This is a genomic window from Candidatus Pelagibacter sp. HIMB1695, from assembly GCF_052047655.1.
GTDB lineage: Bacteria > Pseudomonadota > Alphaproteobacteria > Pelagibacterales > Pelagibacteraceae > Pelagibacter.
In genome coordinates this window covers 219121-241567 of record NZ_JBNAJT010000001.1, presented here as the reverse complement: position 1 = coordinate 241567, position 22447 = coordinate 219121, and the positions used below count along the sequence as shown (strand labels likewise).

The 22447-nt window shown below is 28.2% G+C and carries 30 protein-coding genes and 1 riboswitch; of the genes, 4 read left to right on the top strand and 26 right to left on the bottom strand.

The annotated features are described in order from the left end of the window. Position 1 precedes the first annotated feature (1 nt). The gene (gene rplM, locus ACTTAX_RS01360) at positions 2-460 is read right to left on the bottom strand and encodes a 50S ribosomal protein L13 (protein WP_440614344.1); all 459 of its coding nucleotides are present in this window, start codon (positions 458-460) and stop codon (positions 2-4) included. Positions 461-602: 142 nt separating this feature from the next. Continuing rightward, positions 603-669, top strand: a riboswitch (SAM riboswitch). A 2-nt stretch (positions 670-671) separates the two neighbouring features. On the opposite strand from rplM, the gene ACTTAX_RS01355 reads away from it, so the two are divergent. Continuing rightward, positions 672-2000, top strand: coding sequence for an O-acetylhomoserine aminocarboxypropyltransferase/cysteine synthase family protein (locus ACTTAX_RS01355; RefSeq protein WP_440692274.1), 1329 nt, complete (start codon positions 672-674; stop codon positions 1998-2000). Between the two features lie 27 nt (positions 2001-2027). Here ACTTAX_RS01355 and ACTTAX_RS01350 read toward each other — a convergent pair whose 3' ends face one another. Then, complete coding sequence (locus tag ACTTAX_RS01350) at positions 2028-3053, bottom strand: COX15/CtaA family protein (protein ID WP_440692273.1); 1026 nt, start codon at positions 3051-3053, stop codon at positions 2028-2030. A gap of 43 nt (positions 3054-3096) precedes the next feature. On the opposite strand from ACTTAX_RS01350, the gene ACTTAX_RS01345 reads away from it, so the two are divergent. Beyond that, entirely contained in the window at positions 3097-3387 is a 291-nt protein-coding gene (locus ACTTAX_RS01345) for a chorismate mutase (RefSeq protein WP_075506733.1), read from the top strand. Position 3388: 1 nt separating this feature from the next. Here ACTTAX_RS01345 and ACTTAX_RS01340 read toward each other — a convergent pair whose 3' ends face one another. Genes ACTTAX_RS01340 through ACTTAX_RS01315 form a run of 6 tightly spaced genes read right to left on the bottom strand, consistent with a single transcriptional unit; the run spans position 3389 to position 5903 of the window. After that, complete coding sequence (locus ACTTAX_RS01340; protein WP_023853780.1) at positions 3389-3580, bottom strand: 50S ribosomal protein L33; 192 nt, start codon at positions 3578-3580, stop codon at positions 3389-3391. Then, entirely contained in the window at positions 3581-3943 is a 363-nt protein-coding gene (locus ACTTAX_RS01335) for a MerR family transcriptional regulator (protein ID WP_440651442.1), read from the bottom strand. It lies immediately after the preceding gene. Then, a complete protein-coding gene (locus tag ACTTAX_RS01330) occupies positions 3936-4235 on the bottom strand; it encodes an integration host factor subunit alpha (RefSeq protein ID WP_440692271.1) in 300 nt (99 codons plus the stop codon). Before ACTTAX_RS01330 ends, ACTTAX_RS01335 begins: the two co-directional genes overlap by 8 nt. Next, positions 4236-5237 carry a phosphate acyltransferase PlsX gene (gene plsX / locus ACTTAX_RS01325; RefSeq protein WP_440692270.1) on the bottom strand — a complete coding sequence of 334 codons (1002 nt, stop codon included), beginning with the start codon at positions 5235-5237 and terminating at the stop codon, positions 4236-4238. It abuts the gene before it with no gap. A 13-nt stretch (positions 5238-5250) separates the two neighbouring features. Next, on the bottom strand, positions 5251-5433 hold the full coding sequence (gene rpmF, locus ACTTAX_RS01320; RefSeq protein WP_023853776.1) for a 50S ribosomal protein L32: 183 nt from the start codon (positions 5431-5433) through the stop codon (positions 5251-5253). A 2-nt stretch (positions 5434-5435) separates the two neighbouring features. Continuing rightward, entirely contained in the window at positions 5436-5903 is a 468-nt protein-coding gene (locus ACTTAX_RS01315; RefSeq protein ID WP_440692269.1) for a ubiquinol-cytochrome C chaperone family protein, read from the bottom strand. On the opposite strand from ACTTAX_RS01315, the gene bamE reads away from it, so the two are divergent. Then, on the top strand, positions 5902-6384 hold the full coding sequence (bamE, locus tag ACTTAX_RS01310; protein ID WP_440692268.1) for an outer membrane protein assembly factor BamE domain-containing protein: 483 nt from the start codon (positions 5902-5904) through the stop codon (positions 6382-6384). The two genes, ACTTAX_RS01315 and bamE, sit on opposite strands and share 2 nt — an antisense overlap. On the opposite strand, the gene ACTTAX_RS01305 is transcribed toward bamE, so the two are convergent. From ACTTAX_RS01305 to ACTTAX_RS01255, 11 genes are all read right to left on the bottom strand, one after another. Beyond that, a complete protein-coding gene (locus ACTTAX_RS01305) occupies positions 6371-8476 on the bottom strand; it encodes a sodium-translocating pyrophosphatase (protein WP_440692266.1) in 2106 nt (701 codons plus the stop codon). The genes bamE and ACTTAX_RS01305 overlap by 14 nt on opposite strands. A gap of 76 nt (positions 8477-8552) precedes the next feature. Next, positions 8553-9512 (bottom strand): thiamine-phosphate kinase, encoded by a 960-nt coding sequence (gene thiL, locus ACTTAX_RS01300; RefSeq protein WP_440692265.1) that lies wholly within the window; start codon positions 9510-9512, stop codon positions 8553-8555. Beyond that, the gene (locus ACTTAX_RS01295) at positions 9505-9906 is read right to left on the bottom strand and encodes a transcription antitermination factor NusB (RefSeq protein ID WP_440692263.1); all 402 of its coding nucleotides are present in this window, start codon (positions 9904-9906) and stop codon (positions 9505-9507) included. The genes thiL and ACTTAX_RS01295 overlap by 8 nt, the downstream gene beginning before the upstream one ends. Next, entirely contained in the window at positions 9903-10292 is a 390-nt protein-coding gene (gene ribH / locus ACTTAX_RS01290) for a 6,7-dimethyl-8-ribityllumazine synthase (RefSeq protein ID WP_440692261.1), read from the bottom strand. The genes ACTTAX_RS01295 and ribH overlap by 4 nt, the downstream gene beginning before the upstream one ends. Then, positions 10292-11392: a 3,4-dihydroxy-2-butanone-4-phosphate synthase gene (ribB, locus tag ACTTAX_RS01285; RefSeq protein ID WP_440692259.1), complete on the bottom strand. Its 1101-nt coding sequence runs from the start codon at positions 11390-11392 to the stop codon at positions 10292-10294. Before ribB ends, ribH begins: the two co-directional genes overlap by 1 nt. Continuing rightward, complete coding sequence (locus ACTTAX_RS01280; protein ID WP_440692257.1) at positions 11379-11972, bottom strand: riboflavin synthase; 594 nt, start codon at positions 11970-11972, stop codon at positions 11379-11381. Before ACTTAX_RS01280 ends, ribB begins: the two co-directional genes overlap by 14 nt. Then, positions 11965-13077 carry a bifunctional diaminohydroxyphosphoribosylaminopyrimidine deaminase/5-amino-6-(5-phosphoribosylamino)uracil reductase RibD gene (gene ribD / locus ACTTAX_RS01275; protein WP_440692256.1) on the bottom strand — a complete coding sequence of 371 codons (1113 nt, stop codon included), beginning with the start codon at positions 13075-13077 and terminating at the stop codon, positions 11965-11967. The genes ACTTAX_RS01280 and ribD overlap by 8 nt, the downstream gene beginning before the upstream one ends. Then, the gene (gene nrdR / locus ACTTAX_RS01270) at positions 13058-13516 is read right to left on the bottom strand and encodes a transcriptional regulator NrdR (protein ID WP_075506746.1); all 459 of its coding nucleotides are present in this window, start codon (positions 13514-13516) and stop codon (positions 13058-13060) included. The genes ribD and nrdR overlap by 20 nt, the downstream gene beginning before the upstream one ends. A 3-nt stretch (positions 13517-13519) precedes the next feature. After that, positions 13520-14827, bottom strand: coding sequence for a serine hydroxymethyltransferase (gene glyA / locus ACTTAX_RS01265; protein WP_440692254.1), 1308 nt, complete (start codon positions 14825-14827; stop codon positions 13520-13522). A 6-nt stretch (positions 14828-14833) separates the two neighbouring features. Further along, complete coding sequence (gene rpiB, locus ACTTAX_RS01260) at positions 14834-15259, bottom strand: ribose 5-phosphate isomerase B (protein ID WP_075506748.1); 426 nt, start codon at positions 15257-15259, stop codon at positions 14834-14836. Between the two features lies 1 nt (position 15260). Further along, positions 15261-15899, bottom strand: coding sequence for an aspartyl/asparaginyl beta-hydroxylase domain-containing protein (locus ACTTAX_RS01255; RefSeq protein ID WP_440692253.1), 639 nt, complete (start codon positions 15897-15899; stop codon positions 15261-15263). A 73-nt stretch (positions 15900-15972) separates the two neighbouring features. On the opposite strand from ACTTAX_RS01255, the gene hemB reads away from it, so the two are divergent. After that, entirely contained in the window at positions 15973-16971 is a 999-nt protein-coding gene (gene hemB, locus ACTTAX_RS01250; protein ID WP_440692251.1) for a porphobilinogen synthase, read from the top strand. Here hemB and recO read toward each other — a convergent pair. From recO to ACTTAX_RS01215, 7 genes are read right to left on the bottom strand one after another with little or no spacing between them, the layout of a single operon-like run. Next, positions 16963-17643, bottom strand: a complete 681-nt coding sequence (gene recO / locus ACTTAX_RS01245) for a DNA repair protein RecO (RefSeq protein ID WP_440692249.1) — start codon at positions 17641-17643, stop codon at positions 16963-16965. The two genes, hemB and recO, sit on opposite strands and share 9 nt — an antisense overlap. A gap of 1 nt (position 17644) precedes the next feature. Beyond that, a complete protein-coding gene (gene rnc, locus ACTTAX_RS01240; protein ID WP_440680741.1) occupies positions 17645-18310 on the bottom strand; it encodes a ribonuclease III in 666 nt (221 codons plus the stop codon). Next, on the bottom strand, positions 18310-19047 hold the full coding sequence (gene lepB / locus ACTTAX_RS01235) for a signal peptidase I (RefSeq protein ID WP_262589151.1): 738 nt from the start codon (positions 19045-19047) through the stop codon (positions 18310-18312). The genes rnc and lepB overlap by 1 nt, the downstream gene beginning before the upstream one ends. Then, the gene (acpS, locus tag ACTTAX_RS01230; RefSeq protein WP_262589150.1) at positions 19047-19430 is read right to left on the bottom strand and encodes a holo-ACP synthase; all 384 of its coding nucleotides are present in this window, start codon (positions 19428-19430) and stop codon (positions 19047-19049) included. Before acpS ends, lepB begins: the two co-directional genes overlap by 1 nt. Further along, the gene (locus tag ACTTAX_RS01225) at positions 19430-20149 is read right to left on the bottom strand and encodes a pyridoxine 5'-phosphate synthase (protein WP_440692248.1); all 720 of its coding nucleotides are present in this window, start codon (positions 20147-20149) and stop codon (positions 19430-19432) included. The genes acpS and ACTTAX_RS01225 overlap by 1 nt, the downstream gene beginning before the upstream one ends. Beyond that, positions 20146-20733 carry an orotate phosphoribosyltransferase gene (gene pyrE / locus ACTTAX_RS01220; protein ID WP_440692246.1) on the bottom strand — a complete coding sequence of 196 codons (588 nt, stop codon included), beginning with the start codon at positions 20731-20733 and terminating at the stop codon, positions 20146-20148. Before pyrE ends, ACTTAX_RS01225 begins: the two co-directional genes overlap by 4 nt. Further along, positions 20690-22435: a RelA/SpoT family protein gene (locus tag ACTTAX_RS01215; protein ID WP_440692245.1), complete on the bottom strand. Its 1746-nt coding sequence runs from the start codon at positions 22433-22435 to the stop codon at positions 20690-20692. Before ACTTAX_RS01215 ends, pyrE begins: the two co-directional genes overlap by 44 nt. Between the last annotated feature and the right edge of the window lie 12 nt (positions 22436-22447).

Sequence of the window (22447 nt, the reverse complement as noted above, 5' to 3'; positions counted from 1 at the left end):
ATTAATTTCTTGCAATGTTTTTATTGTTTAGTTTGTCTAATTCTATAACTTTTGGATTTTGTGCAGCATGAGGATGTTCACTTCCTGAATAAATTTTTAACTTTGTTAATTGTTTTCTACCTAAAACACCTCCAGGCAACATTCTTTTAACTGCTAGTTTTAAAGTTTCTCCAGGTTTTTTTTCATGAAGTTTTTCTGGTGTAGTAACTTTAATTCCACCAGGATGCCCTGTATGTCTATAGTACTTTTTATTTTGAAACTTCTTACCAGTAAATTTTGCTTGCTCGATATTTTTTACTACAACAAAATCACCATCATCCATATGAGGTGTATAAGTAGTCTTATTTTTACCTCTAATAATATTAGATACAACAGTCGCTAATCTTCCCACAACTGCATTTTTTGCGTCTATCTCGTACCAGGATGATGTAACTTGATCTTTTTTTGTGAATTTTGTCATTGTGCGAGGATTAATACTATTAAATTATTCAAAGTCAATTTTATATTTAGCTTGTAAAACATAACTAATATGCTATTTATCATATGCCGATTTGATCCTATTGCGGGCATAAAACTGCTAAAATGGAATTTTCATAAAATTTTAAATCGGTAGGCATTTGAACTGTATTGTGCGCCTTGCAGAAAGCAAAAGCACTAAAAAAGGAGTAAAAATGAGTACAAAAAGAAATAATCCAGAAACTATTGCGATACATGGTGGAGATTACAGAAGTGATCCAGCTACAAATTCAGTAGCAGTTCCAATTTATAGAACAACCTCGTATCAATTTAATAACACTGAACATGCAGCAAATTTATTTGCGTTAAAAGAGTTTGGAAACATCTATACACGAATAATGAATCCAACTAACGATGTGTTAGAAAAAAGAATCGCTGCTCTTGAAGGTGGTCTTGCAAGTTTAACTGTAGCGTCTGGTCAAACTGCATCTACTTTTGCAATATTAAACGTTGCTCAAGCTGGAGACAATATTGTCAGTTCAACAGATCTATATGGTGGAACAGTTTCGTTGTTTACACATACTTTAAGTAAGCTTGGTATAGAAGTAAGATATGCGGATCCTTCTGATCCAAAAAACTTTGAAAAAGCAATAGACGATAAAACTAGAGCTTTTTATGGAGAAACATTACCAAACCCATATTTAAGAGTTTTTCCAATTAAAGAAGTTTCAGATATTGGTAGAAAATATAACATTCCATTAATCTTGGATAACACTGCTGCCCCTGTAATTTGTAAACCAATTGAACATGGTGCTGCTGTGGTTGTTTATTCTTTAACAAAATATATAGCAGGTCATGGAACAGTAGTTGGAGGCGCACTGGTAGATGGTGGAAATTTTGATTGGACAGCAGATCCAAAAAGACAGCCACTATTTAATGAACCAGATGCAAGTTATGGAGGTGTTGTTTGGGGTAAAGCTGTGCCTGAATTAACAGGTGCAAATGTTGCCTTTGCAGTACGAGCAAGAGTAACCTTGTTAAGAGATTTAGGATCAGCACTTTCTCCAGATAATGCATTTGGTGTTATACAAGGACTTGAAACAGTTGCTTTAAGAATGAAACAACACTGTGATAATGCTGCAAAAGTTGTAGAGTACTTAAAAAATCATAAGGCTGTTGAGAGAGTAATTTATGCCACTGAACATAATGAAGAGATATCAAGTCGAGCAAAAAAATATCTGAAAAATGGTAATGGTGCTTTAGTTGGTATTGAATTAGCTGGTGGTATCGAGGCTGGTAAAAAATTCATTGAGGCTTTAAAAATGTTTTATCACGTTGCAAATATAGGTGATGCTAGAAGTTTAGCAATACACCCAGCAACAACCACTCACAGTCAATTAAATGAGGATGAATTAGCTGCTTCTGGTGTAACCCCTGGATATGTTAGACTTTGTATTGGTTTAGAACATATTGATGATATCATTGATGATTTAGATCAAGCTTTAGACAAATCATCAAAAGGTAATTTAAAAGCAGTTAGTTAATTTTATTTATATGTCTACAAATAGAAATTAATTAATTTGTCTTTTATATTTTGAGATAAATATAAAATACAAAGTTGAAAGTATTATCAAAATAGAATTTATCTGGTGTAAAGATGCAAATAACATTTTTACTCCAGATAAAATAGTTATTACTCCAAGAAAAATTTGAAATGCTAAAGCCAAACCAATTACTGTGATGGGTTTGTATAATTTTTTGTTTCCAGTGTTAATTACCTTAAAGAGGATTAAGGCATAAAAGATAACAATTAAGTATGCTAAATTTCTATGTATAAATTGAACAATAGAGGGATTATCAAAAACTTTAAAATTCAAAAACTCTTTAAAACTACTATCATCGGGAAAATAATTAACTCCCATCAATGGCCAGGTGTTATAGATTTTACCAGCATCCATACCGGATACAAAAGCACCTATAATTAATTGCAAAAATAATAAAGCTAAAAAAATTTTTACTATAAAAAGATTAATAGAAATTGTTTGATTTGAAGAGGATGATAAATTTAAAAATTGCCAATATACAATTGATAAGATTATAAAAGCTGTAACTAAATGTATTGCTAGTCTATAATGACTAACATCTACTCTCTCAACTAATCCACTTGATACCATGTACCAACCCAAAAATCCTTGAAAACAAACTAGTAAAAAAATAATTCCATATTTTTTTATAATCCAAAGTCCATGTTTTACTGAAAAATAAACCATTGGGAGCAATACTGTTAAACCAATTATTCTCCCTAATTGCCTGTGTCCCCACTCCCACCAAAATATTACTTTAAATTCATCAAGAGTCATATTGAAGTTTTGTTGGCTATATTCAGGAATTGTTTTATATAAACTAAAATATTCTAACCATTTTTCATTTGTAAAAGGTGGAAAAAAACCAACAAATAATTCCCAAGTAGTAATTGATAGTCCGGAGTCAGTTAATCTTGTTAAACCTCCAATCAATATTATTGAAGAAACTAAAATTAATAATGATAGCATCCACAATTTAAGTTGATTATTTAAATGATTATTCTCACTGTACATGCTCAGATAAATATAATAATTATTAAGTATTCCAATAAATTAAATGTCGCCAAATAATAAAAAAAAACTAGATTTAATAAGAGTTAAGCTAGATAAATTAGATAATAAACTGTTATCACTTATAAAATATAGAACAAAGCTAGTTGAAGAAGTTTTAAAGCTTAAAGAATTTAAAAAAGAAATTGTAGATAAGAAAAGAATTAATTTTATTTTAAAAAAAATTAAAGCAAAATCCTTAAAACAAGGCATTGATCCAAAGATAACTAATCGTATTTGGAAAAATATGATTTGGTCTTATATTGATTACGAAAGAAGAAATTTTAAAAAAAAATAATTTATTTACTGTGCGGTGGAAGCTTTTTCTCCACAAACATTTCATGTTTTCTAGTATCAGGATTATATTTTTTTGCAGATAATTTTACTTTAGCTTTTTCGCCACCTGCAGGTTTTTTTACATAATAAAAGTAAGGACTATCTGGTTTAGCTTCTGGTACCATTCTAACTTTTACGTGTGTTTTTTTCGCCATTTATTTTAGTGTTTTTAAAATATTTGATATTTTAGTTAACTTATTTTTTAATTTTTCAGCTTTTATAGATTTATCTGCCATTTCGTCAAGCTTTAAAGTATCTTCATTATCAAGGATCTTTTTAACTCCATTAATTGTCATTCCTTGATCCTTGAGTAAATATTTAATCTTCTTGAGAAGATCAATATTTTTTTCATCATAATATCTTCTATTGGAATTAAGAATTTTTGGCTTGATTTGTTTAAACTGTGTTTCCCAAAATCTTATTATGTGAGTAGGCAAAGAACCTTTCTTATTGACTTTTAAGTCTAAAATTTTAGCAACTTCACCAATAGTTTTATAAGCCTGATCAGCTTTATCCATAGTCTTTAAGATTTATAAATTCTTTAAATTCTTTTGAAGGTTTAAATAAAACAACATCCCTACTAGATATTACTTTTGTTTCCTTGGTTTTCGGGTTTCTGCCAATTCTACTTTTTTTTTGTCTTATAGAAAAAGTTCCAAACTTAGATAATTTAAGTGTTTTCTCAGATTTAATGTTGGAAACAATAGTAGATAAAAAATCATCAATTAAGTTTTCTGAAATCTGTTTAGAAAAACCTAGTTGCATATAAACTAAATTAACTAAATCTTTTTTAGTTAAATTTATTCTCATTTAAAGATTCTGTTTGATCTTTTCTATCAAATTACCTTTAACAATTCTATGACAAACATCTAATGAGTTAGCAAAGCCCACATAATCTGTACCACCATGACTTTTTACTACTGGAGAGTCTAATCCTATAAAAATTGCACCATTGTACAACCTTGGATCTAATCTTTTTTTAAATTTGCTTAGATTTGCAATATTTAAAAAAGAAGACAACTTACCTATCCAATTTCCTGTCATCGCTTTTTTTAATTCACTTGTAATAAAATTTGCAGTTCCCTCTGCTGTTTTTAATGCTACATTTCCTGTAAATCCATCTGAAACAATTACATCAACTTCACCATCCATAATATGATTACCTTCAATGTATCCTGAAAAATTAAAATTTTCATTTTTTTTGTCATTAAGAATTTGATATGTTTCTTTTATTACTTCATTACCCTTTAATTCTTCTGAACCAATATTCAATAAAGCAACATTGGCCATTTCATTTGGATATAACGAGTTATAAAGTGCAGCTCCCATAGAAGAAAAATCACTTAGATTTTTTGCACTGCATTCAATATTAGCCCCAAGATCTAATACAACGCTCATGCCTTTTTTATTTGGCCACAGCGCAGATAGAGCTGGTTTATCTATATTTTCAATCATTTTAAGATTTAATTTTGATACAACTAATAGAGCGCCTGTATTACCAGCAGATATAACTATATCAGCATGCTTTTCTTTAACACTTTGAATAGCCAACCACATACTAGTATCTTTTCCTCTTTTTGCCCCTTCTAGAGGGCTATCTGTACTTTTTATTGCATTCTCTGTATGAAAAATTTCATAAAACTCTTTATTAATTTTATTTTCAATTAATGGAGAAATTTTATTTTTATCTCCAAATATTTTGTAAAAATTGTTTTTATTTGATTGATGGTTGTAAATAATACCATCGATAACTTTTTTTGGTGAACCATCACCACCCATTGCATCAACTGCAATTTTAATTTTTTCGGACATTAAGATAATTATACTATTCTTTTGGGTCTAAAACTTGTCTACCCTTATACATACCAGTTTTTAAATCTAGATGATGAGAAAGTCTGTATTCACCTGATTTTTTATCTTCAACTATATTTTTAGTTGAAAATTTCATTGTTTGTGCCCTTCTCATTCCAGTTCTGGAAGGGGTTTGTTTTCGTTTTGGTACAGCCATAATTATGGGTTACTTACACTTTTTAAATGATAATTCAAAGTTTTTTTTGATAAATTTAAGTTAAATTCATCAAAATAATCAAGTAAATCATCGATATTATTAAAATCTTCTAAAAATATTGATAATTTTTCAATTTTATCTGATTTCGATAAATCGTCCCAAAAATGTATCTCTGAAACCATGGAATGAAACAAATTAATATAATCTTTCATTTTTTTGTTTATAGATTGATCTCCATACCCTATTTCTCTGATACTCAGTTCTAATTGTCTAAAATTGAAATCATAAATTTCTTGTAATACTTTTTTATTTTCTTCATTTTTATAATTTTTCAGAAAAAATGAAAAATGAAGTAAAAATAAAGTCAATCTATCAGAAAAACTGTCTTCTCTATTTAAATCCTTATATAAATCTTTATTTCTAGTGAAATTAATCAATTTATTATAAATATGTATATACTCATTACTCATGAATAAATTATATATTTTTTTTGCATTATTAATACTCTCAAATTGCTCATTTAAACCTGTTATTGACCATCATGGTGTACATTTTTTAGAAAAAAAACAATTAGATATTGTTGAAAATGAAACAAACAAAAACGATATAATTAAAATACTTGGTCTTCCTTCAACTAAAAGCAAATTTGATAACGATGTTTGGATATATATTGAAAGAAAGCAAACTCAATCTAAATTTGCAAATTTAGGGAAAATGAAAATATACAAAAATGATATTTTGGTATTAGAAATTGATAAATACGGATTACTTAAGAAAAAAAATTTTTATAACAAAAAAGATATGGAAAAAATTGAATACGTTAAAGCTACAACAGAATCAAACTTTAGAAAAAATTCATTTGTATATGATTTTATGTCTAGTATGAGACAAAAGCTTAATGACCCTCTTGGAACGAGGGCCAAAAAACGTAGAGAAATTAACCAGCGATAACTGCTAATAATAATAAAGCTACAATATTTGTAATTTTAATCATTGGATTAACAGCTGGACCTGCGGTATCTTTATATGGATCACCAACAGTATCTCCTGTTACAGCAGCTTTATGAGCCTCTGAACCTTTGCCACCATGATTTCCATCTTCAATATACTTCTTGGCATTATCCCATGCGCCACCACCAGCAGTCATAGAAACAGCTACAAACAGTCCAGTAATAATAACTCCTAAAAGCATTGCACCAACAGCAGCTAATGCTGCAACCTGACCACCTATTGATAGAATTATAAAGTATAAAACTACAGGTGATAATACTGGTAATAATGATGGGATTATCATTTCTTTAATTGCAGCAACAGTCAACAAATCAACTAATTTTGCATAATCAGGTTTTTGTTTTCTTTTCATGATACCTGGGAATTTTTTAAACTGTCTTCTAACTTCTACTACTACAGCACCACCTGCTCTTCCAACAGCTTGCATTCCCATAGATCCGAATAAGTAAGGTAACATTCCACCAATTAATAGACCAACAACAACATATGGGTTTGATAAATCAAAAGTTACAACTATACCTTCAAGAGCAGAGCCTGCTTCTTTAGAAAAATGTTTAATATCTTCTGTGTAAGCAGAAAATAAAACTAGTGCCCCTAAACCAGCAGAACCAATCGCATATCCTTTTGTAACAGCTTTAGTTGTATTACCAACAGCATCTAGAGCATCAGTAGTTTTTCTAACTTTTTTATCCAAGTTAGACATTTCAGCTATCCCTCCAGCATTGTCAGTTACTGGACCGTAAGCATCTAAAGCTACAACCATTCCAGCTAATGCCAACATAGTTGTAACGGCGATTGCAATACCAAATAAACCAGCAATAGAGTTTGTGATTAAAATACCAGCAACAATTATTAATGCTGGAATAGCTGTTGCTTCCATTGATACAGCCAAACCTTGAATAACGTTAGTACCGTGACCAGTTGTTGATGATAAAGCAACAGATTTAACAGGTCTATAACTTGTTCCTGTGTAATATTCTGTAATCCAGATTAATAAACCAGTGATAACTAAACCAATTACTCCACAGTAATATAAATCCATTCCATTAAACGTATTTCCATTAACAGAGTATTCATTTGTAAAACCAATAACATGATCAGTTACTGGCCAAAGAATAACTAGTGATGCAACTGCAGATACAATAAATCCCTTGTATAATGCATTCATCACATTGTTATCTTTTCCAAGTTTAACAAAGAATGTACCTATTATAGATGTTAATAAACAAGCTGCACCAATTGTAAGAGGATAAATCATCATGTTGAGATCACCTACGAAGAAAATTGATGATAAAACCATGGTAGCAACAATAGTAACTGCATATGTTTCAAATAAATCAGCTGCCATACCTGCACAATCACCAACATTATCTCCAACGTTATCTGCAATTACAGCTGGATTTCTAGGATCATCTTCAGGAATACCAGCTTCAACTTTACCAACTAGGTCAGCCCCAACATCTGCACCTTTAGTGAAAATACCTCCACCTAATCTTGCAAAAATTGAAATTAAAGACGCACCAAAACCTAAGGCAACAAGAGCATTTACAATCTCTCTCTCATCAACTTCATATTTAAGTAATAAAAAATAATAAACTGCTATAGCCAACAATGCTAAACCAGCAACCAACATACCAGTTACAGCACCAGATTTAAAAGCCACTGAAAGACCTTGAGCTAGACCTTTTCTTGAAGCTTCAGCAGTTCTAACATTTGCTTCTACAGAAACTAACATTCCAACATATCCTGCAATACCAGATAATGCTGCACCTATCAAATAACCAAGACCAACTAATGGACTAAATGCAATACTAACAATTACAAGAACAGCTGCACCAACAATTGCAATTGTTTTGTATTGTCTAGCGAGATAAGCTTTTGCTCCAATTTGGATAGCTGATGCAATATCTTGCATTTTTGCATTTCCTGCACTTGAATTTAAAATGTTTTTTCCAGTTAAAAACCCGTAAACGATAGATAAAAAACCGGCTCCAATTGTATATAATAAAATAGTTTCGACAGTTGCGCTCATATAACCCTTAGTTGTTGGTTGTTAATTTTTTAAGCCCGGACAATACAAAAAAAGTCAAAAAAGACAATAATTAACTTCAAAATTGATGGATATAACCACCTGTATTATTGGCGATTTCTCTATCTTTTTGATCTAAAATTAAAGACTTGTTTTTACCAGATAAAATAGTTCCTATTTTAGAAATTTTTACACCAAGAGATTTACTTAATTTATTTATGATTCTGGCATTGTTTGGTCTAGCAGTAAACAAAATTTGATAATCATCTCCATTAGAAACTAGATCAATTTTATTTAAATTCTTACTATTAATTAGGTTGTTGAGATTTCTTGATACAGGAATGGATTTTTCATAAATTTTATAAGAAACATTTTGCTTGTTTATTAATTTATTCAAATCTGCGATTAAACCATCAGATATATCCATAGAACTTGTTGCTAGAGAAAGTAAATTTTTAGAAAACTTATTTTGGATATCGGGCATATAATATTTATTTATAAAATACTTAGTTTTAGATTTATTCAACTTAATTTTATTTTTTAAAATCTGTAGTCCGATAAAACTATCACCTAAATTTCCTGTAACATATATATCATTATTTACATTAGATTGATTTCTATAGATTATTTTTTTTGAGTAACCAACTGAGGTTATTGTAAAGCTAAGTTTATTTGAAAAAGTTGTATCCCCTCCTCCTAATAATAAATTATATTTTTTTTGCTCTTCTCTTAAAGAATTAGATATTTTTTTAAGATTATTTTTTGTGAAGTTTTGTTTATTTCCTGATCCAGCAATAAAATAATATTTCGGGTCAACTCCTTTACAGATTATGTCAGAAATGGAAGATCTTAAAATCTTTTTAATAACTAAATCTGGTCTTTTAAAATCTATGAAATGGGTACCTATGTTGTATGTGTCTACTGAAATAACTAATCCTTTTTTTTTATCAAAAAAAACATCATCGTTTAAATTTAAAGCTGCTTTATTTTTTTTAGAAATATTAGAAAAATAATTGTTTATTAATTCAAATTCATGCATTTGTTCTTAATTTTTTTCCAACATTATCAAGCAAAGCATTTAGATATTTAGTTTGTGAATTTTCTAAGAAATAATTTGATGAATTTAAATACTCTTTAATAATTATTTTTAAGGATAAATTAGGTTTATACATTAATTCATATGTAGCAGCTTTTAAAATAGTTTGAAAAACCTTATCTAAATTTTCAAAGACAAATTCATCACCTAATTTATTTTTTAATTCATCTATAATTAGATCATTTCTTTCGATAGTTCCTAGTACAATATCTTTAATAAATTTTTTAAATCTGTGTTTTGGAAACTGTAATTCATCATCTTCGTTATAAAATTTACCATAGAGTTTTTGAATTATTATAACCCTAGGATTATTTTTTGGATTAAAATGTGTTCTCATTTTTGAGATAGAACAGAAATTACTGCTTCAGCTGCTTCCGCACCTTTTTTCTTTCTCGCTTTAGCTTGAGACATATTCAAACAAGTAATTATTCCATTCCCAATTGGTTTTTTACTTGAAATTGATAATTCCATAATACCATTAGTTGCTGCTTGAGAAATAAAATCAAAGTGAGGAGTTTGACCCTTAATAACACAGCCTAAAGCTAAAAAGGCATCATGCTTATTTATGTTTTTTGAAATAGTTACTGGGATTTCAAAAGCTCCTGGAACATTAATAACTTTTATATTATTTTTTTTTGAGATTAATTTTAAAGCACTTTTAAGTAGTCCATCTGCAATATCTTTGTAATAATCACCTATAACAATCAAAATTTTTTTCTTCATTATATCAATTCTTGTTTAGTAATTTTTATACCATAACCATCTAAACCAATAACTTTTTTTGGAGATTTTGTGATTAATATCATATTTTTAATTTTCAAATCTTTTATAATTTGAGCTCCAATTCCGTAATTTCTTATTAATTTATCATTACCCTTTTTATAAAAATCTTTATTTTTATAATCTTTTAGAGTTTGTGTTACAGATTTTAAATTAGAGTCTTTAATAAAGATTAATACACAATTGTTATATTTTTTAAAATAATTCAAAGTTTTGTTAAATGAGTTTGGTAATTGTTGATTAATTAAATAATTTTGAACTACATTTGAAGAGATCACTCTTACCCTTGGGGTAATACCCTTTTTTATTTTTCCTTTAATTAAAGCAAAATGTTCTGCACCATCAATTAAATTTTCATAAATTCGAATATTATACTTTTGATCTTTTACAATTATTGAGCTTTGTTTTTTTAATTTAATTAATTTTTCTTTTTTAAGTCTATAAGCAATCAAATCTTCAATCTTACCTATTTTAAGTTTATGCTTATTTGCAAAATTAAATAAATCGTTACCTTTGGCCATTGTTCCATCTTCGTTCATAATTTCACAAATAACAGCTGAATTATTTTTTTTTGCTAATTTTGAGATATCAACTGAAGCTTCTGTATGCCCAGCTCTAACAAGTACACCTCCATCTTTTGCTATTATTGGAAAAACATGACCTGGAGATACAATTTCATTTTTGTTAGCATTTTTCTTTGAAGCAACTTTAATTGTTTTGGCTCTATCCTTCGCTGAAATTCCAGTTGTAATTCCCTTTCTAGCTTCGATAGAAATGGTAAATGCAGTTTTATTTCTTGATTGATTAATTGGTGACATTAATGAAAGGTTTAATTTTTTTGCCTGAACACTATCTAGAGCTAAACAAATTAAACCTCTGCCATACTTGGCCATAAAATTTATATTTTTTGAATTAGTATCTGATGTGGATATTACTAAATCACCTTCATTTTCTCTTTTTTCATCATCAACTAAAATGAACATTCCACCTTTTCTAGCAATACTAATAATAGTTTCTATTGATGCAAAATTATTTTTTGTCATTAAAATAATTTCTTACATATTTAGACAAGATATCAATCTCAATATTTACCAAACTAGATTTTTTTAAAGTAGATAAATTGGTCTCTTTATAAGTATGGGGAATAATCCAAATTTGAAAACCTTTTTTTGTAATTTTTGAAATTGTAAGAGAGATGCCATTTACACATATTGACGCCTTCTCTATTAAATGTTTTCTTTCTTTTTTTGGAATCTCAAAATCAAAAAGATAAGATTTATCTATTTTTTTAATAAAATTAATTATTCCAACCGTATCAACATGACCTTGGCAGATATGACCAGAAATTTTAGTTCCATATTTCAAAGGTAACTCTAAGTTCAAAACATCATTTGTTTTGAGAAATTTAAATTTGGACCTAATTAAAGTTTCATTTGATAAATAAAATTCCATTATTTTTGACTTATAGGAAATTAGTGTGAGACATACCCCATCACATGCAACTGACAATCCCATATCTTTTGATGAAACTTTTAAGTTACTTTTAACAAATATATTGATGCCTTTTGGTCTTTTGGCAATTCTTTTGACAATACCTTGGTTATATATAATTCCGTTAAACATAGTTTTTATAAAATTCTATTTTATCCTTTTTTAATTTAAGGTTTAGTTTTGACTTATATCTATATTTTGATTTTAAAGTATTTAAACTGTTAAATTCAACAAATTCAGAATTTTTAGACAAATTTTTGGAACTTTTAAACAAATAAAATTTATTAAAAATTTTATCATTTATGAATGATTTTGTAAGTTTATCTCCACCTTCAACCAATAAATTTCTACTTCCTAAAGAATAAATTTTTTTTAATATTTCTTTTAAATTGAATTCTTTATTTTTATTAATTTTAGATTTTATTAATAAGACTTTTTTAGATTTAAATAATGAGATTTTTGATTTTGTTGCTTCATTATAAAAAATAATTGTTTTTATTTTAGTTGCAGATTTTATTAAGTAAGAGTTTGGATTAGAATTTAGCTTATTATCTAAAATAACTCTTATAGGTGAAAAATTATTTTTGTTTTTAAGTCTACAATTGAGTTTTGGATTATCCTTATTTAAGGTTTTGTGTGAAATTAATATCGTATCATTTTTATATCTTAAAAAATGTGAAAACTTATCAGAATAAATATTAGTAATTTTTTGCTTTTCTTTACTATAAATTAAATTGTTCTTTGAAACTGCAATTTTACCTGTAACAAAAGGTATTTTATTTTTTCTGTTAAAAAAATAAGGATAGTAAAACCGACTGATTTCTTTTTTTAAAAGATTTTTTCTAACTTTTATTTTACTTGATTTTAAAACTTTAAAAGATTTTCCACTAACACGTTCGTCAATATCAGAATTTGAGTAAATAACTTCTGATATTTTTGATTTAATTATTAAATTTGTACAAGGTGGTGTTTTTCCTTTATGACAACACGGTTCTAAAGTGACATACATCTTTGAACCAGCAACATTTTCAATAGAGTCTTTAATTGCATTTCGTTCAGCATGAGGCCTTCCATCATGTGAAGTCTGTCCTATAGATATAATTTTATTATTTTTAACAATTACACATCCAACAGATGGGTTTGTGCCGGTTAAACCTTCGCGAGCAATTGCCAAATTAAGGGCAATTTGCATGAATTGTTTATCTTTACTGGTAAATTTATCTTTTTTTGTAGACATCTAATCTGTCCACGAATTGCACAAAGTCTTTTTCTTCTCTAAAATTTCTATAAACGGAAGCAAAACGCACGTATGCTACAGGATCAAGCTCTTTTAATCCTTCCATAACCATTGTTCCAATTGTACTAGTTGATATTTCTGTTTGTCCAAGTTCTTCTAATGATCTTGAGATTTTACTTATAAATTTCTCAGCAGTTTCCGTATCAATTGGTCTCTTTTTTAATGCTATATAGATTGATTTAGATAATTTATCTCTGTCAAAAGAAGATTTTCTTCCATTTTTTTTAACAACCATTAATTCTCTAAATTGAATTCTTTCAAAGGTAGTAAATCTTTCGCCACATATACATAATCGTCTTCTTCTTATTGCAGTTCCATCTTCAGTTGGTCTAGAATCTACAACTGACGTATCACCTTTTTTTTCGCAAGGACAAATCATTATTTATAAATTTTTATATATTGGAAATGACGAAGTTAGATTAATAACTTCATTTCTTACTTCGTTTTCAACTTTACTGTTATCATCAGGATTTTCAGATAAACCTTTAATAGTTTTTGTTATCAATTCACCTACAGTTTTAAATTCATTTAATCCAAATCCACGTGTAGTAGCAGCTTGAGTACCCAATCTAATTCCCGATGTAATCATTGGTTTCTCTGTATCAAAAGGTATTCCATTTTTATTACATGTTATGTTAGCTCTTGATAGACTTTCCGCAGCAAGATTTCCCTTAACCTTAAAAGGTCTTAAATCAACAAGCATTAAATGAGTATCAGTTCCATCTGAATAAATTTTAAATCCATTGTTTTTTAAAGTTTCGGCTAAGATTTTTGCATTAGCTAAAACAGATTTTATATAATCTTGAAAATCTGGTTGAAGAGCTTCTAGAAAACCAGCAGCTTTAGCAGCAATAATATGCATCAAAGGTCCACCTTGATAACCAGGGAAAACAGCTGTGTTAAACTTTTTACCAAGCTCCTCGTCATTAGACAAAATTATTCCACCTCTTGCACTTCTAAAAACTTTATGTGTAGTTGAGGTTACAACATGAGCGTAATCACATGGATTTGGATAACCTTTACCAGCCACAAGTCCTGAGAAATGTGCCATATCAACCATTAAATAGGCTCCTACTTTATCAGCTATTTCTCTAAATCTTTTAAAATCTATTACTCGAGAATAAGCGCTGCCGCCTGCTATTATTAATTTAGGCTTGTGTTCTAAAGCAAGTTTTTCAACATTATCATAATCAATAAGTTCAGACACTTTATCAACGTCATAACCTATAGCGTTAAACCATTTACCTGACATAGATATTTTCAATCCGTGTGTTATGTGTCCACCTGAATTTAAACTCATTCCCATAAATGTATCTCCAGGATTTAATAAAGCTAAAAATACAGCTCCATTTGCTTGGGCTCCAGAGTGAGGTTGTGCATTTGCATATTTACAATTAAATAATTTTTTTAATCTCTCAATTGCAAGACTTTCTGCAACATCGACATGTTCGCAACCATTATAGTATCTTTTTCCAGGATATCCTTCGGCATACTTATTAGTTAAAACTGATCCTTGAGCTTCAAGAACTGCTTGAGAAACTATATTTTCTGATGCAATTAATTCTATATGTTGTTGTTGTCTTAAGAGTTCGTCTTTTATAGCTTTATATAATTGAGGGTCCTTGCTAGACAAACCATCTTCAAAGAAACTCTTATAACTATCGTTTAAATAACTTTTTTCACTAGACATAATTAATTATATTTTTTTTACTCTTTTTAAGTGTCTCCCACCTTCGAACTTTGTATTTAAAAAAATGCTAATAAATTTTAATGCATTTTTTTTAGTTAGTAATCTAGATCCTAATGTAATGATATTTGCATCATTATGCAATCTAGATAATTTAGTAGATTTTTCATTAAAGCATTGAGCGGCTCTAACATTTTTATGTTTATTTGCTGCAATATTCATTCCAGTTCCTGATCCACATACCAAAATACCAATATTTTTTTTAGATGAATTTACTTTTCTTGCAACTTTATGTGCATAATCTGGGTAATCAACGCTATTCTCATTTGAAGGACCAAAATCTTGGAAATTAATTTTTTTCTTTTCTAAATAAATTTTAATTGCTTCTTTAAGTTTAAAACCAGCGTGATCTGAAGAGATAAATATCTTTTTCAAATTAATTGAATTTATAATCTAGCACACAAGCAACAAGGTGGACTCTATTTTCTTCACCACCATTAAATGCATTATGATATTTTGTGTTATTAGTCACCCACACAGAACCATCTGCAGGCATATGTTTTGCAACATTATCTATAACCATTAAGCATCCAGGATTAGTTACAATTGGAATATGCAATCTTGGTTCTGGATCTCTATGCCAACTTAAAGTTGATCTTGGTTCTTTGAGCAAAATTCTTACTCTACCCAATTTATATTTACTTGATAAAACATCATAAACTTCTTTAAAATAAGTGTTCTCATAATCTTTTATAAATTCAGAATAAGCCGACTCATCAATTTCTACATCTCTAGAAACCTCTTTTCCAGTTTTATCAGGTTTAGTCCAGTAAACACCTCGAGCTTTATTGCCTTTGATTGAATCGGGATCACCAGGAATTTGAGTTAATGAAATAGCTCCAAAGTGTGTTATCCCAGCATCTTCGAATTTTTTTGTCTTAATAATTTGGTTATAAGCCTCTTGAAGTTTATTTATATCAAATTTCAAGTTTTGTTTTTGAAAATCACTAAAATCTAAAATTCTTTCTTCTTTTTTTAGGTTTAGGTTTACAACTTTTGTGTTATCTATGCTCATAAAAATGGTTTTGTACTTAATTTAAGAGATATTTGTATAATACATTTGTCGCATTAATAAAGTAAATTTAAACATGATAGTAGGAAAATATCCAAGCCTAAGATTAAGAAGAAACAGAAAATCTTCCTGGACTAGAAAACTAATACAGGAAAATACCCTAAGTCCTAATGATTTTATTCTTCCAATTTTTCTTATTGATGGAGTAAATAAAAAACAACATATAAAATCGATGCCTGGCGTCTACAGGTATTCAGTAGATAGAATCAGTCAAATTATCGACAAAGCGATAAGCAAAGGAATTCCAATGGTTGCTCTTTTCCCAAATACAAAAAAATCATTGAAAAATGAACTTGGATCAGAAGCACTCAATGAAAATAATCTTGTTTGTAGAACATCAAGAATGATTAAAAAAAAATACAAAAATCAAATTGGAATTATGTGTGATGTTGCATTGGACCCTTATACCTCTCATGGACATGACGGATTAATCAAATCTGATAAAATTTTAAATGATGAAACAATTCAAGTTTTAATAAACCAATCTTTACTTCAAGCTGAAATGGGTTGCGATGTCTTAGCTCCATCAGATATGATGGATGGAAGGATTGGTAAAATTAGAAAAGCAATAGATCAAAACAATTTCCAAGACGTTCAGATTTTATCTTATGCAGCAAAATATGCATCCAGCTTTTATGGTCCCTTTAGAGATGCTGTGGGATCAAAAAGTTCATTAAAAGGAGATAAAAAAACATATCAAATGGATTTTAAAAATTCTGATGAAGCATTAAGAGAAGTTGCTTTAGATATAAAAGAAGGAGCCGATATGGTTATGGTTAAACCAGGAATGCCATATTTAGATATAATTAAATCAATTAAAGAAAAATTCAAAATCCCAGTTTTTGCGTATCAAGTATCTGGAGAATATAGTCTTATAGAAAATGCAATTAATAAAAACCTTGTAAACAAAGATGCAGTGTATGAAAGTTTAGTGGCTTTCAAAAGAGCTGGTGCAAATGCCATTGTAAGTTATTACGCCGATCGAATTGACAAAATAATAAAGCAATCAACTTAAAGTATTAAGAAACAACAATCTATTATTTGGAAAATTAATATTGTTTGGTTTTAAAATTGTTTTATCAAGATAATCATTAACTAATTTCAAACCTTTTAACAAAATTTTAACATCTTCAACTTCTTTATCTTTTTCAATAAGAAAGTTTGGAACATATTTTTTTTCATTTGAAGATGAAACAAAGTAAACAGTTTCATTATTTTCGGTATCTTTCTCCACTAAATTTTCTAATTCTAAATCATAACCTAATATTTTGAGTAATTCCAATTCCCAAAAAATATATTTTTTTAACCAATTTTTATCTTGTAAAATTAAAAAGAAATTATGAATTATGAAAAAAACTTTTTCATTTGATTGTGCGTCTGCTGTTAAAATTTTAATCAAACTCATTGCAGAGGTTAAGCATGATAATTTTTGCCTATCATCAAAATACAAAGGACTGTAAGCATTTAAAATTTCAACTTTAAAATAGCCAATCCTATTTTCATTTTTTGAGCTATAATTAACATGCAATTTATTTCCTATTTGTAGATAATTTTTAATTTTTTTTGATGTTCCGCCAAATATAATGCCTGATACTTTGCCTTTTTCTTTGGTGAAAATTTCTACAATCAAAGAGTTTTCGTTATATCTATTTTTACTTAACAAAAAACCTTCATCAGACCAATTCATATTATTTATTGAAACTATTTAAACACTCTGTGGCAGCACTTTGTTCGGCATTTTTTTTGGAATTGCCAATGCCAATAAAGTATTTTGTATTAGGTAATTTTACTCCTACTTTAAATACAGGTTTGTGTCTTGGTCCAGTGTTTGAGATTAATTTGTATTTAGGAAGACTTTTAAATTTTTTTAATGTTTGTTCTTGTAACTTCGTTTTGGCGTCAATTTCGGTAACAACGCTATCACTAATTTTTGCTTCCCACTGCTTTAAAATAAATTTTTCAACAATATTAAAACCTTTATCGAGATAAATTGCTCCTATTAAAGCTTCACAACTATCTGCAATAATTTTATCTTCAATTTTTATTTTTTTATTTCTTGGATTAAAAGTTTTTATATATTTTTCTAAATTAATTGATTTTGCAATTTCAAGACAAGATTTTTTATTAACAAGTGAAGCAAATTTCTTATCAAGTATTCCCTCTTTTTCGTTAGGATAAATTTCTAATAATTTTTTAGCCATGACCAGTCCTAGTACACGATCACCTAAAAATTCAATTTTCTCATTATTTTTAGAGGAATTAAAACTTTTATGAGTAAGAGATTGGTCTAATAAATTTTTGTTTTTAAAAACTATATTTATTTTTTTTTCTAGTTCTTGATACTTTATTTTCATTAATTAATAACATTAAAGGTTCTTTTAAATCTTATAGATTTATGCCATTTCCAAAATTCAATAAAACTTCCTATTTTTTTATCAGATGAGAAAAAAATAAATTGAGCCTTACCAACCAAGTTATCTTTATGAACATAACCAACACTTGAAAGAAATCTGCTATCTTTAGAACAATCTCTATTATCACCTAAAAAGAAATAATGATCTTCTGGAACTGTAAAAATATCTGAATTTTGATAGGTGTAATTTTTTAAATAAACTGTATGAAATTTTTTACCATTAGGTAATTTTTCCTCAAACTTTAAAACGTCTATTGTTGTGTCACCACAATAAATTTTAGTTTTAAGTGGAATTTTAGATTTAAGTATTTCGCTACTATTTAAATATAGATTGGCATCAATAAACTGGATTTTATCTCCTGGCAGCCCAATTAAACGTTTTATATAATCTGTTCTATTATCAGCTGGTGTTTTAAATACAATTACATCGCCTCTTTCAGGACTTTTAAACATTATTCTTTTACTAAGTATTGGCGGACTAAAAGGGAAAGAATGTTTACTATACCCATATGAATATTTCGTAACAAATAATCTGTCACCCACAAGTAATGTGGGTTCCATCGAAGAAGAAGGTATATAAAAAGGTTGCACTAAAAGTGATCTAATTATTACTGCAATTATCAAAGCATAAAATAAAGTTTTTATATTTTCTGAAAAAAAGTTTTTATCTAGTTTCATTATGATTGAATAATAGCAAATGCTGTTGAATATTTTTTTTCATCTGAAATGGATAGAAAACAATTATATTTTTTAATTTTAAATTTATTTTGGATTATTTTGGTGATTTTTTTGTTAGTAACATAATTTGGTTTACCCATTTTATCGTTAACTACTTCTATATCCTTAAAGTTCAATTTCATTCTAAATCCGGTACCCAAAGCTTTTGCAAATGCTTCTTTTGCTGCAAATCTTTTTGAAAAAAAGGATACTTTATTCTTTATTAAGTTTGATTGTCTTTGTTCTCTCACACTATAAACTCGATTAATAAAAGATTTACTTTTTATAGCTTCTTTAATTCTTTTATTTTCAATTACATCAACTCCAATACCTAAAATTTTCATTAATTTTTAATAATTTTTTTAAAATCTTTAATTACTTTGGGTAGACCATAAAATATCGACTCTCCAATAATAAAATGTCCTATGTTAAATTCCTCTATTTCTTTAATTTTTGTTAAAATTTTAGTCGTTTTGTAATCTAAACCATGACCTGCATGTACTTCTAAGTCTAGCTTAGATGCAAGTTTTGAGCTTTTTTTAATTCTATTTAATTCACTTGAAAAATTTTTATACGATTTAACATAATTAGATAGTTTTCCTGTGTGAATTTCAACACAATCCACATTTAATTTTTTTGAAAGTTTAATATCATTTAAATTGGGGTTGATAAATAAACTAGTTCTAATATTTGACTTTTTAAATTTAAAAATTATTTCTTTCAATTTTTTATAATTATCTTTTAAATTTAAACCACCTTCTGTAGTTATTTCTTTTCTGTTTTCTGGAACAATACAAATGTAATTTGGTTTATATCTTAAAGCTTTTTTAATTATTTCACTATTCATTGAGACTTCAAGATTCACCAACACTTTATTCAAAGCACAAATCTCTTTAGTATCTAAATCATTTATGTGCCTTCTATCTTCTCTCAAATGAATAGTTACGGAGTCTGCACCCAAGTTTATAACTTTTTTTGCTGCAAATACTGGATTGGGATGTTTTTCACCACGTGCATTACGCAGTGTTGCAATATGATCTATATTTACACCTAGTCTTTTCACTTAATAAATCTACTTCCTGGAGTGGTAATTGGAATTGATTTTAGAGATTTAGGTATATTTTTAAGGTTATAACTAGGTACATCTATTTTTAAATGAGAAACAATTTTATTTTTTATTTTCAAAGATTTTTTTGTTGATCTATCAATTATAGAGGCAAATCCAACAAGTTTTGCGTTTGATTTTTTTATAAGTTTCACACATTCCAAACTGGATTTACCAGTCGTAATCACATCTTCTATAATTAAAACCCTTGCTCCCTTTTTTATACTAAAACCTCTTCTGAGGGTAAATTTTCCATTCACTCTTTCACAAAAAATTGTTTCTTTTTTTAAAATTTTACCAATTTCATAACCTACGATCACACCACCCATTGCAGGAGCAAGTATTAAATCTATTTTTTTAAAATTTTTTTTAATTTTATTTGCTAATGATTTGCAAATTTTGTCAGCTAAATTAGGAAAACTTAAAAGTTTAGCACATTGAATATACTTTGGAGAGTGTAGTCCTGAGGATAAAACAAAATGTCCTTCTAATAACGCATCAGTCTTTTTTAAAATATTTAAGGATTTTTTGAGTGAAAGCATTTCTTTTTTCTTCGTGTCTAATTATCTTAAATTTTATACCTTTTTGCTTTAGCTCTGCAATAAAATTTGTAAAATTCTTAAGATTTCTAATTATTAATCTAAATTTAAAATTAATATAGTTTGGGTTTTTACCTGCCATCTCTAAATTAGAAATGTTAAGTTTATGACTTCCAATTAAAGAACTTATATCACCAAGTTGACCAGGTTTATCTGGTAGTGAAATCCATAGTGTAGTGTTATATTTTTTTGTTTTTTCCTCTTTTTGCTCACCTTTATCATGCCAATATCTTCTAATAGCAGCTCTTGCTTTACCTGTTTTAGTAGTGGGTATCCAATGTAATGATGGTGAGCTATTTTTAGATGTAAGAATATTAACCCTATCACCATTTCTTAATATTGATTGTAATTCACTGTTATTTCCATTTACTTCACATCCAATTGCGGAATTACCAATTTTAGTGTGAACAGCATAAGCAAAATCAATTGCTGTTGCATCTTTTGGTAATTTAATTACAGATCCTTTTGGTGTGAAGCAAAAAACATTTTCCTGAAACATTTGAAGTTTTGTGTACTCATACGAGTCCTCAGGATTTTCATTTTTTTCAATAATCTCTACCAAATCTTTTAACCAATCATACTCTTTCCAACTTAATGAATTAAATTTTTCAGAAGATTTATATTGCCAATGCGATGCAACACCTCTTTGTGCAAAGTCATGCATTTCTTTTGTTCTAATTTGAATCTCTATAGGCTTTTTATTTGAACCAATAACTGAGGTGTGAATTGACTTATATCCATTTATTTTAGGAGAAGAGATATAGTCTTTAAATTTGCCAGGAATACAGTTCCACTTCTTATGAAATATACCAAGAGTTTTATAACAATCATCAATAGTGTCTAATATAATTCTAAAGCCAATGATGTCGGTTATCTGTTCTAAAGAAACTCTTTTTTTTTGAACTTTTCTCCATATTGAGAATGGAGTTTTTTCTCTTCCATATATTTCAGCATTAATTTCGTGATCATTCAATATTTCGCTAAGTTCATATGATTGTTCTTCAAAAATATCTTTTTTATCTAATTTTATTTCATCAAGTCTTTTTTTTATTAATATTCTTGCATCGAAATTTAAAATTTCAAATGACAAATCTTCAAGTTCATCACGTATTCTGTGCATACCCATTCTGTCTGCCAATGGCGCATAAATTTCCATCGTTTCTTGAGCAATCCTTTGTCTTTTTTCCTCTTTCGTAATTGCTTTAATTGTTCTCATATTATGTAATCTGTCTGCAATTTTTACTAACAAAACTCTAATATCTTTTGATGTTGCTAAAATTAATTTTCTAAAGTTTTCTACTTTGGAATTTGATCCAGCTGTATTTTCAAAAACAGATATTTTTGTAACACCATCTACTAGATCGGCAACCTCATCACCAAATTCAGCTTTTATTGTTTCATAAGTGGCAAAGGTATCTTCAATAGTGTCATGCAACAAACCCGTAGTGATTGTAGCACTATCTAATTTTAACTCTGTCAAAATATTTGCAACCTCAATTGGATGTACAGAATAAGGATCACCAGAGGCTCTCTTTTGACTTTTGTGAGCGTTTACAGCAAAATTATAAGCTTTATCTAATTTTTCAGGATTTAAAAATTTATTATAATTTTTAACTTTATTAATTAGTTCATTAGAATTCAGCATAACTTTATTATA